The organism is Proteus vulgaris, from assembly GCF_011045815.1.
Lineage (GTDB): Bacteria > Pseudomonadota > Gammaproteobacteria > Enterobacterales > Enterobacteriaceae > Proteus > Proteus vulgaris_B.
The window spans coordinates 1,273,004-1,287,966 of sequence record NZ_CP047344.1 but is presented as its reverse complement, the minus strand read 5'-3'; the positions used below and the strand labels follow the sequence as shown (position 1 = coordinate 1,287,966).

The 14,963-nt window shown below is 37.0% G+C and carries 14 protein-coding genes; 11 read left to right on the top strand and 3 right to left on the bottom strand.

Annotated features, from left to right (window positions below):
* Genes hisD through hisIE form a run of 7 tightly spaced genes read left to right on the top strand, consistent with a single transcriptional unit; the run spans window position 1 to window position 6,220 of the window.
* Entirely contained in the window at window positions 1-1,329 is a 1,329-nt protein-coding gene (gene hisD, locus GTH24_RS05905) for a histidinol dehydrogenase (RefSeq protein WP_072069709.1), read from the top strand.
* On the top strand, window positions 1,319-2,401 hold the full coding sequence (gene hisC / locus GTH24_RS05900; RefSeq protein ID WP_072069710.1) for a histidinol-phosphate transaminase: 1,083 nt from the start codon (window positions 1,319-1,321) through the stop codon (window positions 2,399-2,401). Before hisD ends, hisC begins: the two co-directional genes overlap by 11 nt.
* Window positions 2,402-2,446: 45 nt before the next feature.
* The gene (hisB, locus tag GTH24_RS05895) at window positions 2,447-3,514 is read left to right on the top strand and encodes a bifunctional histidinol-phosphatase/imidazoleglycerol-phosphate dehydratase HisB (RefSeq protein WP_072069711.1); all 1,068 of its coding nucleotides are present in this window, start codon (window positions 2,447-2,449) and stop codon (window positions 3,512-3,514) included.
* Window positions 3,514-4,104 (top strand): imidazole glycerol phosphate synthase subunit HisH, encoded by a 591-nt coding sequence (gene hisH, locus GTH24_RS05890; protein WP_072069712.1) that lies wholly within the window; start codon window positions 3,514-3,516, stop codon window positions 4,102-4,104. The genes hisB and hisH overlap by 1 nt, the downstream gene beginning before the upstream one ends.
* 6 nt (window positions 4,105-4,110) lie before the next feature.
* The gene (gene hisA / locus GTH24_RS05885; RefSeq protein ID WP_072069713.1) at window positions 4,111-4,848 is read left to right on the top strand and encodes a 1-(5-phosphoribosyl)-5-[(5-phosphoribosylamino)methylideneamino]imidazole-4-carboxamide isomerase; all 738 of its coding nucleotides are present in this window, start codon (window positions 4,111-4,113) and stop codon (window positions 4,846-4,848) included.
* Entirely contained in the window at window positions 4,830-5,603 is a 774-nt protein-coding gene (hisF, locus tag GTH24_RS05880; protein WP_072069714.1) for an imidazole glycerol phosphate synthase subunit HisF, read from the top strand. Before hisA ends, hisF begins: the two co-directional genes overlap by 19 nt.
* Window positions 5,603-6,220 carry a bifunctional phosphoribosyl-AMP cyclohydrolase/phosphoribosyl-ATP diphosphatase HisIE gene (gene hisIE, locus GTH24_RS05875; RefSeq protein WP_082151811.1) on the top strand — a complete coding sequence of 206 codons (618 nt, stop codon included), beginning with the start codon at window positions 5,603-5,605 and terminating at the stop codon, window positions 6,218-6,220. Before hisF ends, hisIE begins: the two co-directional genes overlap by 1 nt.
* 146 nt (window positions 6,221-6,366) lie before the next feature.
* Here the strand turns inward: hisIE and yiaY are convergent, their stop codons facing one another.
* Window positions 6,367-7,518, bottom strand: coding sequence for an L-threonine dehydrogenase (yiaY, locus tag GTH24_RS05870; protein WP_072069716.1), 1,152 nt, complete (start codon window positions 7,516-7,518; stop codon window positions 6,367-6,369).
* Between the two features lie 312 nt (window positions 7,519-7,830).
* On the opposite strand from yiaY, the gene GTH24_RS05865 reads away from it, so the two are divergent.
* The 3 genes from GTH24_RS05865 (at window position 7,831) to GTH24_RS05855 (ending at window position 12,166) form a co-directional block, all read left to right on the top strand.
* Window positions 7,831-8,328: a YbaK/prolyl-tRNA synthetase associated domain-containing protein gene (locus tag GTH24_RS05865; RefSeq protein ID WP_072069717.1), complete on the top strand. Its 498-nt coding sequence runs from the start codon at window positions 7,831-7,833 to the stop codon at window positions 8,326-8,328.
* Window positions 8,329-8,755: 427 nt separating this feature from the next.
* On the top strand, window positions 8,756-10,105 hold the full coding sequence (locus GTH24_RS05860) for a dicarboxylate/amino acid:cation symporter (protein ID WP_072069718.1): 1,350 nt from the start codon (window positions 8,756-8,758) through the stop codon (window positions 10,103-10,105).
* A gap of 708 nt (window positions 10,106-10,813) precedes the next feature.
* Window positions 10,814-12,166, top strand: a complete 1,353-nt coding sequence (locus tag GTH24_RS05855) for a dicarboxylate/amino acid:cation symporter (protein WP_072069719.1) — start codon at window positions 10,814-10,816, stop codon at window positions 12,164-12,166.
* An 82-nt stretch (window positions 12,167-12,248) separates the two neighbouring features.
* On the opposite strand, the gene nfsB is transcribed toward GTH24_RS05855, so the two are convergent.
* Window positions 12,249-12,902: an oxygen-insensitive NAD(P)H nitroreductase gene (gene nfsB, locus GTH24_RS05850; RefSeq protein WP_164526062.1), complete on the bottom strand. Its 654-nt coding sequence runs from the start codon at window positions 12,900-12,902 to the stop codon at window positions 12,249-12,251.
* Between the two features lie 98 nt (window positions 12,903-13,000).
* On the opposite strand from nfsB, the gene GTH24_RS05845 reads away from it, so the two are divergent.
* Entirely contained in the window at window positions 13,001-13,369 is a 369-nt protein-coding gene (locus GTH24_RS05845) for a winged helix-turn-helix transcriptional regulator (RefSeq protein ID WP_072069721.1), read from the top strand.
* A 180-nt stretch (window positions 13,370-13,549) separates the two neighbouring features.
* On the opposite strand, the gene gndA is transcribed toward GTH24_RS05845, so the two are convergent.
* Window positions 13,550-14,956 (bottom strand): NADP-dependent phosphogluconate dehydrogenase, encoded by a 1,407-nt coding sequence (gene gndA, locus GTH24_RS05840; protein ID WP_023581264.1) that lies wholly within the window; start codon window positions 14,954-14,956, stop codon window positions 13,550-13,552.
* Between the last annotated feature and the right edge of the window lie 7 nt (window positions 14,957-14,963).

The window sequence follows — 14,963 nt, the reverse complement described above, 5'->3', positions numbered from 1 at the left end:
ATGATGAAAACGGGTTTTAATACATTAACTTACTGGAATGAATGCACGCAAGAACAGCAACAAGTGCTATTAACTCGCCCTGCTATTTCAGCATCCGGTTCAATTACAGAACAAGTTGCTAGCATCATTTCACAGGTACGCAATGATGGGGATAAAGCGCTTAAAGCACTTAGCCAAAAATTCGATAAGGCAGCGCCGGAAAGTGTTTTGGTGCCAAAAACGCAAATTGATGAAGCCACAACAAGACTTAATAACGAAATAAAACAAGCAATAGCACAGGCGATGAATAATATTCGCCGTTTTCATGAAGCTCAAATTCCTAACACTATTGAAGTAGAAACTCAGCCTGGCGTATTTTGTCAACAAGTAAGCAGACCCATTGATGCAGTAGGACTTTATATTCCTGGTGGTTCGGCTCCATTACTTTCAACCGTAATGATGTTAGGTATCCCAGCGCGTATTGCAGGTTGTCGCAAAGTTATTCTTTGCTCTCCCCCTCCTATTGCTGATGAAATTTTATATATTGCTCAACAAATTGGTATTGATGAAATTTTCCAAGTCGGTGGTGCGCAGGCGATTGCGGCAATGGCGTTTGGTACAGAGTCTATCCCTAAAGTAGATAAAATCTTTGGCCCCGGTAATGCTTATGTTACCGAAGCCAAACGCCAAGTCAGCCAATCACTACAAGGTGCAGCTATTGATATGCCAGCAGGCCCTTCAGAAGTATTGGTGATTGCTGATGCCAATGCAAATCCTGCATTTATTGCTGCTGACTTACTGTCGCAAGCAGAGCACGGCCCTGATTCACAAGTTGTGTTATTAACCCCAGATGAAACATTAGCCAAAGCAGTTATTGCTGAAACTGAAACACAACTTACTCAATTAAGCCGAGCTGAAATTGCCAAACAAGCTTTAGCTGAAAGTAGAGTCATTATTACTCGCGATCTTAACCAATGTATTGAAATCAGCAATAGTTATGGTCCTGAGCACTTGATTATTCAAACTAATGATGCTGATACACGTGTTGATAGCATTACCAGTGCCGGTTCTGTTTTTCTTGGTGCTTGGTCTCCTGAATCAGCGGGAGATTATGCTTCAGGCACTAATCATGTTCTACCGACTTATGGCTATACCTCAACCTACTCAAGTTTAGGTTTAGCTGACTTTATGAAACGTATGACTGTACAAAAACTCACGGCACAAGGTTTATCTGATTTAGCACAAACTATTGAAATATTAGCGCAAGCTGAACAATTAACCGCTCACAAAAATGCGGTCACACTTCGTATTAATGCTTTGGCTCAGGGGAAAAATAACGATGAAAAATGAATTTGATATCACCTCACTTGCCCGAAAAAATGTACGTGAGTTAACGCCTTATCAGTCTGCAAGACGTTTAGGCGGGAATGGTTCGGTTTGGTTAAATGCAAACGAATACCCTGTTGCACCCGAATTTACTTTTAATGAAAAAAATTTAAACCGTTACCCTGAGTGTCAGCCTGTTAATGTCATTAATCGTTATGCCACATATGCGGGTGTTAATCCAAATCAAGTCTTAGTCAGCCGTGGTGCAGATGAAGCCATTGAACTGCTTATTCGTGCTTTTTGCGAACCGGGTAAAGATGCAGTGCTTTATTGTCCTCCTACTTACGGCATGTATAGCGTAAGTGCAGAAACATTTGGTATAGAACAACGTGTTATTCCTGCACTCGCTGATTGGAGTCCCGATGTTAAAACGATGGCATCACAGCTTGATAATGTAAAACTGATCTATCTTTGTAGCCCTAATAACCCAACTGGAAACATTGTTAACCCTTCACTTATTCGTGATGTATTAGAACTTGCTAAAGGCAAAGCTATAGTTGCAGTTGATGAAGCTTATATAGAATTCTGTCCACAAGCATCCATTGTTTCATGGCTTGAAGATTATCCGAATTTAGTCATTTTGCGCACCTTATCGAAAGCATTTGCATTAGCAGGATTACGCTGTGGATTTACGCTTGCCAATCCACCTGTCATTGAATTATTACTAAAAGTGATCGCACCATATCCACTGTCAACACCTGTTACCGACATTGCAGCACAAGCATTAACTGAAGCGGGTATTGACGTGATGAAAAATCGTGTTACTGAAATATCACGTAACAGAACGGTTTTATCTGATGCATTAAAAAAATTACCGAATGTCGAACAGGTTTATAACAGTGAAACCAACTATATTTTAGTGAAATTCACTGATGCTAATCTGGTTTTCCGTACTTTATGGGAGCAAGGGATCATTTTACGCGATCAACAACGCCAATATGGGCTTAATGGTTGCTTGCGTATTTCTATCGGTACAACCGAAGAATGTGATAGCGTGATTAATGCCATAAAAAACATTCAAACTGCAAACGTATAAAATATAAAACGATAACAATAAAAATCGCAACTGAGGGAACTTACCATGAGCCAAAAAATTCTTTTTATTGACCGTGATGGCACTTTAATCACCGAGCCACCTACAGATTATCAAGTTGATAGACTCGATAAACTCGCCTTTGAAAATGGCGTGATCCCCGCACTGACCGCGCTACAAAAGGCCGGTTACAAGCTTATTATGATCACTAATCAAGATGGATTAGGCACAGAAAGTTTTCCTCAGGCGGATTTTGACCCTCCACATAATTTGATGATGCAAATTTTCTCATCACAAGGAATAACCTTTGATGATGTTTTAATTTGTCCTCATAAACCTGAAGATAACTGCCCTTGTCGCAAACCTGAAACAGGGCTTGTAACACAATACTTAGTTGATGGCGCACTCGATAAAGATAACAGCTACGTTATTGGTGATAGACAAACAGATATTCAGTTAGCTGAAAATATGGGTATTAAAGGCTTACTTTATAATACAAATGAGCTTAATTGGACGGTCATCACAGAACAACTCACCAAAAAAGATCGCTACGCTCACGTTGAACGTAAAACAAAAGAGACGCAAATTGCTATTGATATCTGGCTTGATCGTGAAGGTGACAGCCAAATCAGCACTGGTGTTGGTTTCTTTGACCATATGCTTGATCAAATTGCCACTCACGGTGGTTTTCGTATGAATATCGACGTACAAGGCGACTTAGTGATTGACGATCACCACACCGTTGAAGACACGGGTCTTGCTTTAGGTGAAGCCCTGCGTGAAGCATTGGGTGATAAACGCGGCATTGCTCGCTTTGGTTTTACATTACCGATGGATGAATGCCTTGCAAGCTGTGCATTAGATATTTCAGGTCGCCCACACCTTGAATACAAAGCAGAATTTAAATATCAACGTGTCGGTGATCTAAGTACGGAAATGATAGAACACTTTTTCCGTTCACTCTCTTACACCATGGGTTGCACATTACACCTAAAATCGAAAGGCAAAAACGATCACCACAAAGCGGAAAGCTTATTTAAAGTCTTTGGTCGTACATTACGCCAAGCCATTCGTGTTGAAGGTAATACTTTACCAAGCTCAAAAGGTGTTCTGTGATGAAAGTGGTTATTCTCGATACAGGTTGTGCCAATTTAGCCTCTGTCGCTTATGCCGTTAAGCGACTCGGTTATGATCCTATTATTTCCTATGAAAAAAACGTTGTGCTATCTGCGGATAAACTCTTTTTACCTGGAGTGGGAACAGCTCGTGCAGCAATGGAACAACTGGAAGCACGCGAATTAATTCCTTTAATTAAAGCGTTAACACAGCCTGTTTTAGGGATTTGTTTAGGTATGCAAATATTGGCTTCACTAAGCGAAGAAGGAAAAGGTATCCCTTTATTAGGGCTAGTTGATGGCACAATTGATAAGTTAGATACAGCAGGTTTACCGTTACCTCATATGGGTTGGAATCAAGTATTAGCGAAACCTGCTCATCCCCTTTTTCGTTCTCTTGATAACGATGCTTGGTTCTATTTTGTTCACAGTTATGGTTTAGCATTAAATGGATCAACCATTGCTGAAACTGAATATGGCTCTCGTTTTAGTAGCGCAATTCAAAAAGATAATTTTTATGGTGTGCAATTTCACCCAGAGCGCTCTGGAAAATCTGGAGCTCAACTTATCAAGAATTTTTTGGAGATGTAACGCGTTATGATCATTCCAGCATTAGATTTAATTGACGGAAAAGTCGTTCGCCTTCATCAAGGTGATTACGCCAAACAACGCGATTACGATGATAATCCGCTGACTCGTTATCAACAATATGAAAAAGACGGTGCAAAACTGCTTCATTTAGTAGATCTAACGGGTGCAAAAGATCCTTCTGCTCGCCAAATTTCACTATTAAAAGCGCTTGTTGCTTGTGTGAATATACCAGTACAAGTAGGTGGAGGTATTCGCACTGAAGCTGATGTGAAATCATTACTCGATGCAGGAGCAAGTAGAGTTGTTATTGGCTCTACCGCGGTCAGTCAGCCCGAAATGGTAAAAACTTGGTTTAAACGCTATGGTGCAGATAGCATTGTATTAGCCCTTGATGTTCGTATTGATAAACAAGGCAAAAAATGGGTAGCGGTGAGCGGCTGGCAAGAGAATTCCCTTTATACCCTAGAAGAGATCATCGAACTTTATCAAAGTGTCGGATTAAAACATGTGTTGTGTACCGATATTTCTCGTGACGGCACATTAACAGGCTCTAACGTTGAATTATATACAGAAATTAGCCAACGTTTTCCTGACATTCTATTTCAAGCTTCTGGTGGTATTGGTAATTTACAAGATATCGCAGCACTTCCGGCATCTGGCGTCGCTGGTATTATTGTTGGTAGAGCATTATTAGAAGGCAAATTTACATTAAAAGAGGCGATATCATGTTGGCAAAACGCATAATTCCTTGTCTTGATGTTCGTGATGGACAAGTTGTTAAAGGTGTTCAATTTCGAAATCATGAAATTATTGGTGATATTGTTCCTCTTGCTGAACGCTATGCCAAAGAAGGCGCTGATGAGCTTGTATTTTATGATATTACCGCCTCTTCTGATGGTCGAGTTGTTGATAAAAGCTGGGTATCACGTGTAGCTGAAGTCATTGATATCCCCTTTTGTGTTGCTGGTGGCATTCGTTCCGTTGAGGATGCAGGAAAAATTCTCTCTTTTGGGGCTGATAAGATTTCGATCAACTCCCCTGCGCTTTCTGATCCAACATTGATTTCACGCTTAGCAGAACGTTACGGTGTGCAATGTGTTGTTGTAGGCATTGATACTTGGTTTGATGAAAAAACAGGTGAATACCTAGTTTATCAATTCACTGGGGATGAAAAACGCACTCAACAAACACATTGGAAAACACTTGATTGGGTACGAGAAGTTCAGAAGCTAGGCGCAGGTGAAATTGTCCTAAATATGATGAATCAAGATGGTGTCAGACAAGGTTATGACTTAAAACAATTAGCTCATGTGCGCCAAGTTGCCGATGTACCTCTTATTGCTTCTGGTGGTGCTGGCGAGATGTCACACTTTCTTGATGCCTTTAAATTAGCCAATGTTGATGGCGCACTTGCAGCGTCTGTTTTTCACAAACAAATTATTAACATTAACGAATTAAAACAATATCTTGCAGAAAATGACGTTAAGGTAAGAATATAATGAATAGTGAAACATTAGCGCAATTAGATTGGGAAAAAGTGGATAATCTCATGCCTGTTATTATCCAAAATGCCATTTCAGGTGATGTATTAATGCTAGGCTACATGAATAGAGAAGCGCTAGATGTGACACTAAAAAGTAGAAATGTCACTTTCTATTCTCGCACTAAGCAACGTTTATGGACAAAAGGTGAAACATCAGGCAATTTTCTCAAGTTAGTCAATATTTATCCTGACTGTGATAATGATACTTTACTTATTTTAGCGAATCCGATTGGACCAACTTGCCATAATGGCACTGAGAGTTGCTTTGCTCCTGCACAAAGCCAATGGGGATTTCTCTATGAGCTGGAAAATATATTACGTGAGCGTAAAAATGCCTCACCAGATAGCTCTTACACTGCCCGTCTTTACGCCAGTGGTACAAAACGAATAGCTCAAAAAGTCGGAGAAGAAGGTGTAGAAACCGCATTAGCTGCCACAGTTAATGACAGAGAAGAGCTAAGAAATGAAGCCTCTGATTTGCTCTATCACTTAATGGTATTGTTACAAGACCAATCATTATCACTCTCTGATGTCATTGGTTGCTTGCAAGAGCGCCATAAAAAAGCTGAATAATTTCTAGCTAATTAACCCTGTCTAGAGCTATCAAACGAGAAAATAACACATAAACAAAAAAGCACCTCATGAAAAATTTGAGGTGCTTTTATTACTCAGTTAAGACATAAAATAACAAATATTAGTTGTTATTTATTTCTTGAGTATTACATTGCTTGGCGGAATAACTCGATAACATCACTTTCAGTGCCCTGAACAGGGTTAGTGATTGCACAGGCATCTTTCAGCGCATTTTCAGCTAATGTTTTGAAGTCTTCTTCTTTTACGCCTAATTCTTTCAGACCTGCTGGAATACCCACATCTTTAGCCATTTTACGAATTTCTTCGATACACGCTTTAGCACCTTGCTCATCGCTCATTGCAGAAACATCAACACCCATTGCTTGTGCGATATCTTTTAAACGACCCGCGGCAGCTTGGATATTATAAGCTTGAACATGAGGTAATAACACTGCATTACACACGCCATGAGGTAAATTATAGAAGCCACCTAATTGGTGAGCCATAGCATGCACATAACCTAAAGAAGCGTTATTAAATGCCATACCCGCTAAGAATTGTGCATAAGCCATATTTTCGCGTGCTTGCTCATCACCGCCGTTATCAACAACTTTACGTAAAGACTCGCTGATCATAGTGACTGCTTTTAATGCACACGCATCAGTGATTGGGTTTGCAGCAATTGAAACATACGCTTCCACTGCATGGGTTAATGCATCCATACCTGTTGCAGCGGTTAAACCTTTTGGCATACCAATCATTAATTCTGAATCATTTACAGACAAGATTGGAGTAACGTTTTTATCAACGATAGCCATTTTAATATGACGAGCAGTATCAGTGATGATACAAAAACGCGTCATTTCAGAAGCCGTACCTGCGGTAGTATTAATAGAAATTAAAGGTAATTGAGGTTTTGCAGAACGATCAACACCTTCATAATCAGCGATTTTTCCGCCATTAGAAGCCACTAACGCGATACCTTTAGCGCAATCATGTGGAGAACCACCGCCTAAAGAAATCACACAGTCACATTGATTTTCTTTCAGCAGAGCTAAACCCGCTTCTACGTTTTCAACCGTAGGGTTTGGTGCAGTACCGTCATAAGTTACGCTAGAAATACCAGCTTCTGTCAGTAACTTACTGACTTTATCAACAACACCCAGTTGATTTAAAATACTATCAGTGACGATAAGTGCTTTATGAAAGCCAAAGTCTTTCATTGAGCTTACCGCTTCAGCCAGACAACCCGAACCAATTTTATTTACAGAAGGGATATAGAATGTTGAAACTGCCATTATTGACTTCCTTTTTAGTAATTAAATCTATGTTTTAATATGTTCTATTCTTTTTGTTCTTAAATTGATCATCATCAAGATAATGAATAAATGTTAATTCATTTATCATATTAGTATGCTTAATTAATTTAGGTAATATAATTACTCTATTAATTCAATAGGATAATACTATTAACATATTATCATTTGTAACAAAATAATTTGAAAAGCTTATCAAAATAATCAAAACCAACCATAAACATCACAGCAGAATATTTTTTTTAAAGTCGTATAATGACCTTAAATAAATAACTTATTAATCAGGAGTCATTGATGTCTTTGACTATTTTTGAGCAATTGACTGCTTTATTAGATCAAAATCATGCTACTTACCGTGTAATGGAACACCCTACCGCAGGTCGTTCTGAAGAAGTTGCAAAAATAAGAGGAACACAATTAGGACAGGGAGCAAAAGGACTTGTTTGCCATATAAAAGGTAACGGTATTAAACAACATGTTCTTGCAATATTACCCGCTGATAAACAAGCCGATCTATCAAAACTTGCGCATCAAATTGGTGGAACTAGAGCGTCTCTGGCAAGCCCTAAGGAAGTTGATGATCTTACCCAATGTGTATTTGGTGCTATCCCTCCCTTTAGTTTTCACCCAGCGTTAAAGCTTGTGGCTGACCCGCTACTTTTTGAACGCTTTGATGAACTCGCTTTTAATGCGGGTACATTGGAACGCTCAATTATTCTTAATACGCAAGATTACAAACGTATTGCACAACCTGAATTAATTTCTTTTATTCGTGAAGAAGAAAGTGAGTAATAAAAAGAGCTAATTTATTTTTAACAATTACCCTAGTCATCATTCAGCTAAGGGTAATTGTTATCATGATATCAATTCTTACTGTATATATAGATTTACACGCCAAAAGCAATATTTAAATTATCTGCTCAAAAACCTCGCCAAGATTTAATACTAACAATCATTTAAAAGGTAGATTTTATCTCTTAAATTCCATATTCGGTTACATTTAACACTAAAAAATGTACGGGATAGAATTTTTTTACTATTTTTTTCGATTCAGCACTCAATAATTAACTAAATAGATTTTATGTTATTGACCTGATTTACTCGTACATTTAAGTTAGCATCAATAAAATTACAATGATGTAAAACTTTATTTACAACTCTGTCTTTTTCTAACTTATAAATATATAAATAATGTACCAATAGGTGCAGGGACACTTTCATGCAAACTTCAACTAAAAAACAACCGCTTTATAAAGTATTATACGTGCAAGTGATTGTTGCTATTTTACTCGGCATCTTACTTGGTCACTTCTATCCTGACGTTGGTGAATCATTTAAACCACTTGGTGATGCTTTTATTAAAATCGTAAAAATGATCATCGCACCGGTTATCTTCTTAACTGTCGTAACGGGTATTGCTGGTATGAATAATATGAAAGCGGTAGGTACAGTCGCGGGTAAATCCATGGCTTACTTCCTTACTTTCTCTACCATTGCATTAATTATCGGTTTAATTGTTGCAAATATTATTCGCCCTGGTGATGGTCTCAATATTTCTCCAGCCTCATTAGATGCGAGCAAAGTAGAAAGTTATGTAGCAAAAGCGCATGACTCTTCAATTGTTGGCTTCTTAATGAATATTATTCCTGATACGGTTATTAGCCCATTGGTTAATGGGAATATTTTACAAGTACTATTTGTTTCTGTGATCTTTGGTATTGCCTTAGCGTCTATCGGTGCTCGTGGTGAACCGGTTCTTAAATTTTTACAAAACTTCTCTGAACCTGTATTCAAAATGGTCGGTATGCTAATGAAATTAGCCCCTATCGGTGCTTTTGGTGCAATGGCCTTTACCATTGGTAAATATGGTATTTCATCAATCAGTAACTTGGTATTACTTGTTCTGACTTTCTATATAACTTCATTATTATTCGTTCTTGTCGTGTTAGGTGCTGTTGCAAAATATAATGGATTCTCTATTCTCTCTTTAATTAAATATATAAAAGATGAGCTTTGGTTAGTATTAGGGACATCTTCTTCAGAAGCGGCTTTACCTAGCTTAATGCGTAAAATGGAAAATGTAGGTTGTAAAAAATCAGTTGTCGGTTTAGTTATTCCGACAGGTTATTCCTTTAACTTAGACGGCACTAACATCTATATGACCATGGCAGCTTTATTTATTGCACAAGCTACTGGTATCGACCTTTCATTAACAGAACAAATTACACTGCTTTTAGTCGCAATGATAAGTTCAAAAGGTGCTGCTGGTGTTACTGGTGCAGGCTTTATTACTTTAGCTGCAACTTTATCCGTTGTACCAAGTGTTCCTGTTGCAGGTATGGCATTAATTCTAGGCATTGACCGCTTTATGTCAGAGTGTCGTGCATTAACCAATCTTGTGGGCAATGCTTGCGCCTGCATCGTGGTTGCTCGTTGGGAAAATGCCTTAGATAAAGAAAGAATGAATGATGTCTTTAGTGGTAGAACATCAAGTGAATTTATTGAAGATGCTCCATTAGATGCTATTGAAATTGAATCTGATAATGCAATTAAAATTCCAGTGAAATAAAAAGTATTTTTTATAATCAATAGAAGAGCACTTATGTGCTCTTCTATTTTTCATATCTATTACCTTCACAAATAAATACTTATTTTTTTATAATTTATAAATAAGAAATAATATTATTAACAAACTAAAAGAACTAATAAAATAGATATTCACTAAAATTTCTATTTTCTGCAATCATAATACCTCTCTGTTTATTTTAATACGAGATATCTCAGAATTCCGCTCAATATTCGCCTTTATTATTCTTTCTGAATTTTTCTTTGTTTGTTGGTTAGAATTTATTTTTATTACGGATTTTGTGAATGGTACATACTTTCCATAATAAACCTAAGAATAAAAATAATTTGCTTATTACCTCTTAAACTAATTTTTCCTCGTCCACTTTTATTTACATTTCTCTTTTTTTATTCACTTTAAAATCGATTTAAATATACATATCATTAAATAAGCACAATAAAAATAAACAAAAAAATAATTTTATTAACCTAATGTTTAGGTTAAATAAATTTCAAAAAAAATACAAAAATAGGAATTAAAATCTAATTTTTTAGATGAGGAGCACAATATTTGATAAAATCAACTTTATTTTATTGACCTAGTTTACTCATACCTTTAAGTTACCTGTCACAACAAAATAAATGTAAATAATAATTTACATCATAATTTCTTTTTTATTTAGTCAATATCTTTCAGTTACAGGGAATTTTTATGCAGACTTCATCCCGCAAGCTCCCCTTTTATCGTGTGTTATATATCCAAGTCATTATAGCTATCATTTTCGGTATTTTATTAGGCCATTTTTATCCTGATATTGGTGAATCTTTCAAACCGTTAGGTGATGGATTTATCAAAATAGTAAAAATGATCATTGCTCCTGTTATTTTTCTAACCGTAGTAACCGGCATTGCTGGTATGAACAATATGAAAGCCGTTGGAAAAGTAGCGGGTAAATCGATGATTTACTTTCTTACATTTTCTACAATTGCACTTGTTATTGGATTAATCACTGCCAATATTATTCGCCCTGGTGATGGTTTAAATATCTCTCCTGAGTCATTAGACAGTAGCCGAGTAGAAATGTATGTCACTCAGGCACACAGCTCTTCTCTTGTTGATTTTTTCATGAATATCATCCCTGATACTATCGTTAGCCCATTAGTTAACGGCAATATCTTACAAGTGCTGTTTGTTTCTGTGATTTTTGGTTTGGCATTAGCATCAATAGGCTCACGAGGTGAACCTGTATTAAAATTCTTACAGCATCTTTGCGATCCGGTTTTTAAGATGGTTGGTATGCTAATGAAGTTAGCGCCTATTGGTGCTTTTGGTGCAATGGCTTTTACTATAGGCAAATACGGCATTTCTTCCATTGGTAATTTAATGTTGTTGGTGATTACTTTTTATCTAACTGCATTACTTTTTGTGTTGGTAGTTTTAGGTGCTGTTGCTAAATATAATGGTTTTTCTATCCTCTCTTTAATTAAATACATAAAAGATGAGCTTTGGTTGGTATTAGGCACCTCTTCATCTGAAGCTGCGTTGCCCACATTAATGAGTAAAATGGAACAACTTGGCTGTAAAAAATCAGTCGTTGGTTTAGTTATTCCTACTGGTTATTCCTTTAATTTAGATGGTACTAATATCTATATGACCATGGCGGCATTATTTATCGCTCAAGCAACAGGCGTTGATTTGTCGTTAACAGAGCAAATTACATTACTGTTTGTTGCCATGATCAGCTCAAAAGGTGCAGCAGGTGTTACAGGAGCTGGTTTCATTACTCTTGCCGCAACATTATCGGTTGTTCCTAGCGTTCCCGTTGCCGGTATGGCTTTGATCCTAGGTATTGATCGTTTTATGTCAGAATGTCGCGCATTAACTAATCTTGTGGGTAATGCTTGCGCTTGTATTGTTGTCGCTCGCTGGGAAAATGCATTAGACAAAGAGAAAATGAATGATGTTTTTAGTGGAAATGTATCAATAGAAACCAAGCTAGATTCTGATTTAGTATCAGATAAAATAAATGAAAAAACACACTATATAAAAGCATCTGAACAATAGTTTTTATATTTCTTAATAAAATACAAAATATCACGAGAAAACCTCACTTTATTAAGTGAGGTTTAAATCAAAAACTTAAAATTTAAATATCTGTGATAATTTCACTCTGTGGCAATCTTGATTTTGGCAAATTGTAGTTGAAATCATCTTCTTCTCTATAGCCTAATGCAACAATTGCCACGGCATGGAGGCCTTTATCATTTAAAGAAAATGTTGAATCTATTTTTGATAGGTCAAAGCCTTCCATTGGTAAAGCATCAATTCCTAACGTTGCAGCTCCTAATAACAAAGAGCCCATATTTAAATAAACTTGTTTCTCTATCCAATGAGATAAATCATCAAGTTGCTTTTCATGTAAATTAACAAAAAATGATCGGGCAAGTTTATTCTGCTCTTTAAATTCTGCTGTAGAATATCGTCCAGCTTTATCTTCTAATTCAAGTAGATGAGAGAGATATTCTTCAGATAAAGTATTTTTTGTACACATAACCACAACATGTGAAGCGCTTAATATTTTCTCTTTATTAAATTCATATCCGCCTTCTGTTGATCCCGCAATTTTCTGCTTCGCATCATCACTTTTTGCTATAAAAAAATGCCATGGCTGAGTATTCACACTTGATGGGCTTAGTTGTAATAATGCTTTTATTTGTTCTAACTCTTGCTCAGGGATCACTTTATTTTTATCAAAATGTTTTGTCGCATAACGTGTTTTCAATATCTTTAATAAATTCATTTATTACACCTATTCCAAATAAGACACTTGTATCTGTGCTATTTTAATAATAATTTACCATCTAGCAAGTACGCACAATTTATGTATATAGGATACAAATGGATACTGTCAAAAAGAACAGATATAACAACTATACCTATGATGGATGCCCGGTTGAAGCCTCTTTAGAGCTAATGGGAGGTAAAGGAAAAGGCATGATCCTTTACCATTTACAGGGGAAAATACTGCGATTTAATGAACTAAAAAGAAAACTTATTTCAATAACACCTAGAATGCTAACTAAACAATTACGTGAACTTGAGTCTGATGGGCTTATTGAGCGCAAAGTATATGCCGAAATTCCACCCAAAGTTGAATATAAATTAAGTGAAGACGGAGAATCACTCTCTCACGTTTTAGCTGCACTACAAAGCTGGGGAGAAGAAAGAGCAATACCTCTATTAGAAAAATCTGCCCATAGGAAATAAAGATAATTAGAATAGACGAATTTCAGTTAATTAACATGCATATTAAGCTTAGTTTTAAAGTAAGTTTAAACAGGTATTTATTGAGATCATATTTAATATTTAGATAATAAAAAGGTGCTCATTAATAAGCACCTTTTATTTGTTATATTAATCGAGATATAACTTAATATTTAATCTTACTTATTCCATCCACTCTGTGTGGAATACGCCATCTTTATCAGTGCGTTTATACGTATGTGCACCAAAGTAGTCACGTTGTGCTTGGATTAAGTTTGCTGGCAATACTTCTGCACGATAGCTATCGTAGTAAGAAATAGCTGCAGAGAATGTTGGTGTAGGAATACCAGCTTGTACACCGTAACAAACAACATCACGTAGCGCTTGTTGGTAATCATCCGCGATTTGTTTGAAGTAAGGCGCTAACAGCAGATTTGCAATACTTGCATCTTCATTATAAGCATCTGTAATTTTTTGCAGGAATTGCGCACGAATGATACAACCCGCACGGAAAATCTTCGCGATTTCACCGTAGTTTAAATCCCAGTTATATTCATCTGATGCCGCTTTCAGTTGTTGGAAACCCTGCGCATAAGAAACAATTTTACCTAAATACAGCGCACGACGAACATTTTCAATAAAGGCTTTTTTGTCGCCAGAGAATGCTTTAGGGGTTGGGCCTGATAATACTTTAGATGCCGCAACACGTTGATCTTTTAATGAAGAGATATAACGAGCAAACACAGATTCAGTGATAAGAGTAACAGGTACACCTAAGTCTAAAGAGCTTTGGCTAGTCCATTTACCGGTACCTTTGTTTGCAGCTTCATCAAGGATAACATCAACAAGGTATTTACCTTCATCATCTTTTTTACGGAAAATATCAGCGGTAATCTCAATCAAGTAGCTACTTAATTCACCTTTATTCCACTCAGTGAAGGTTTCTGCTAATTCTTCATTAGTCAGACCTAAAGAGTGTTTTAATACGGAATAGGCTTCTGCGATCAATTGCATATCGCCATATTCAATGCCATTGTGAACCATTTTCACATAGTGACCCGCGCCATCAGCACCGATATAAGTCACACAAGGTTCGCCTTCAGCAACAGCTGCAATTTTTTCAAGGATTGGCGCGACTAATTCGTAAGCTTCTTTTTGTCCGCCAGGCATGATTGAAGGGCCTTTTAATGCACCTTCTTCACCGCCAGAAACACCTGTACCGATGAAATTAAAGCCTTGCGCTGATAACTCACGGTTACGACGAATAGTGTCTTTAAAGAATGTATTTCCGCCATCGATAAGGATATCGCCTTTATCTAAATGCGGTGTCAATGCAGCAATTGTTTTATCCGTTGCTTCACCCGCTTTTACCATTAATAAGATACGGCGCGGTTTTTCTAACGAATCAACAAACTCTTCAATAGAATAATTCGGAACCAGTTTTTTACCTGGATTTTCAGCGATAACTTCATTAGTTTTATCGCTTGAGCGGTTGTAGATAGAGACAGAATAACCGCGGCTTTCAATATTTAGCGCTAGGTTACGTCCCATTACTGCCATACCAACCACGCCGATTTGCTGTTTTGACATGAAAATA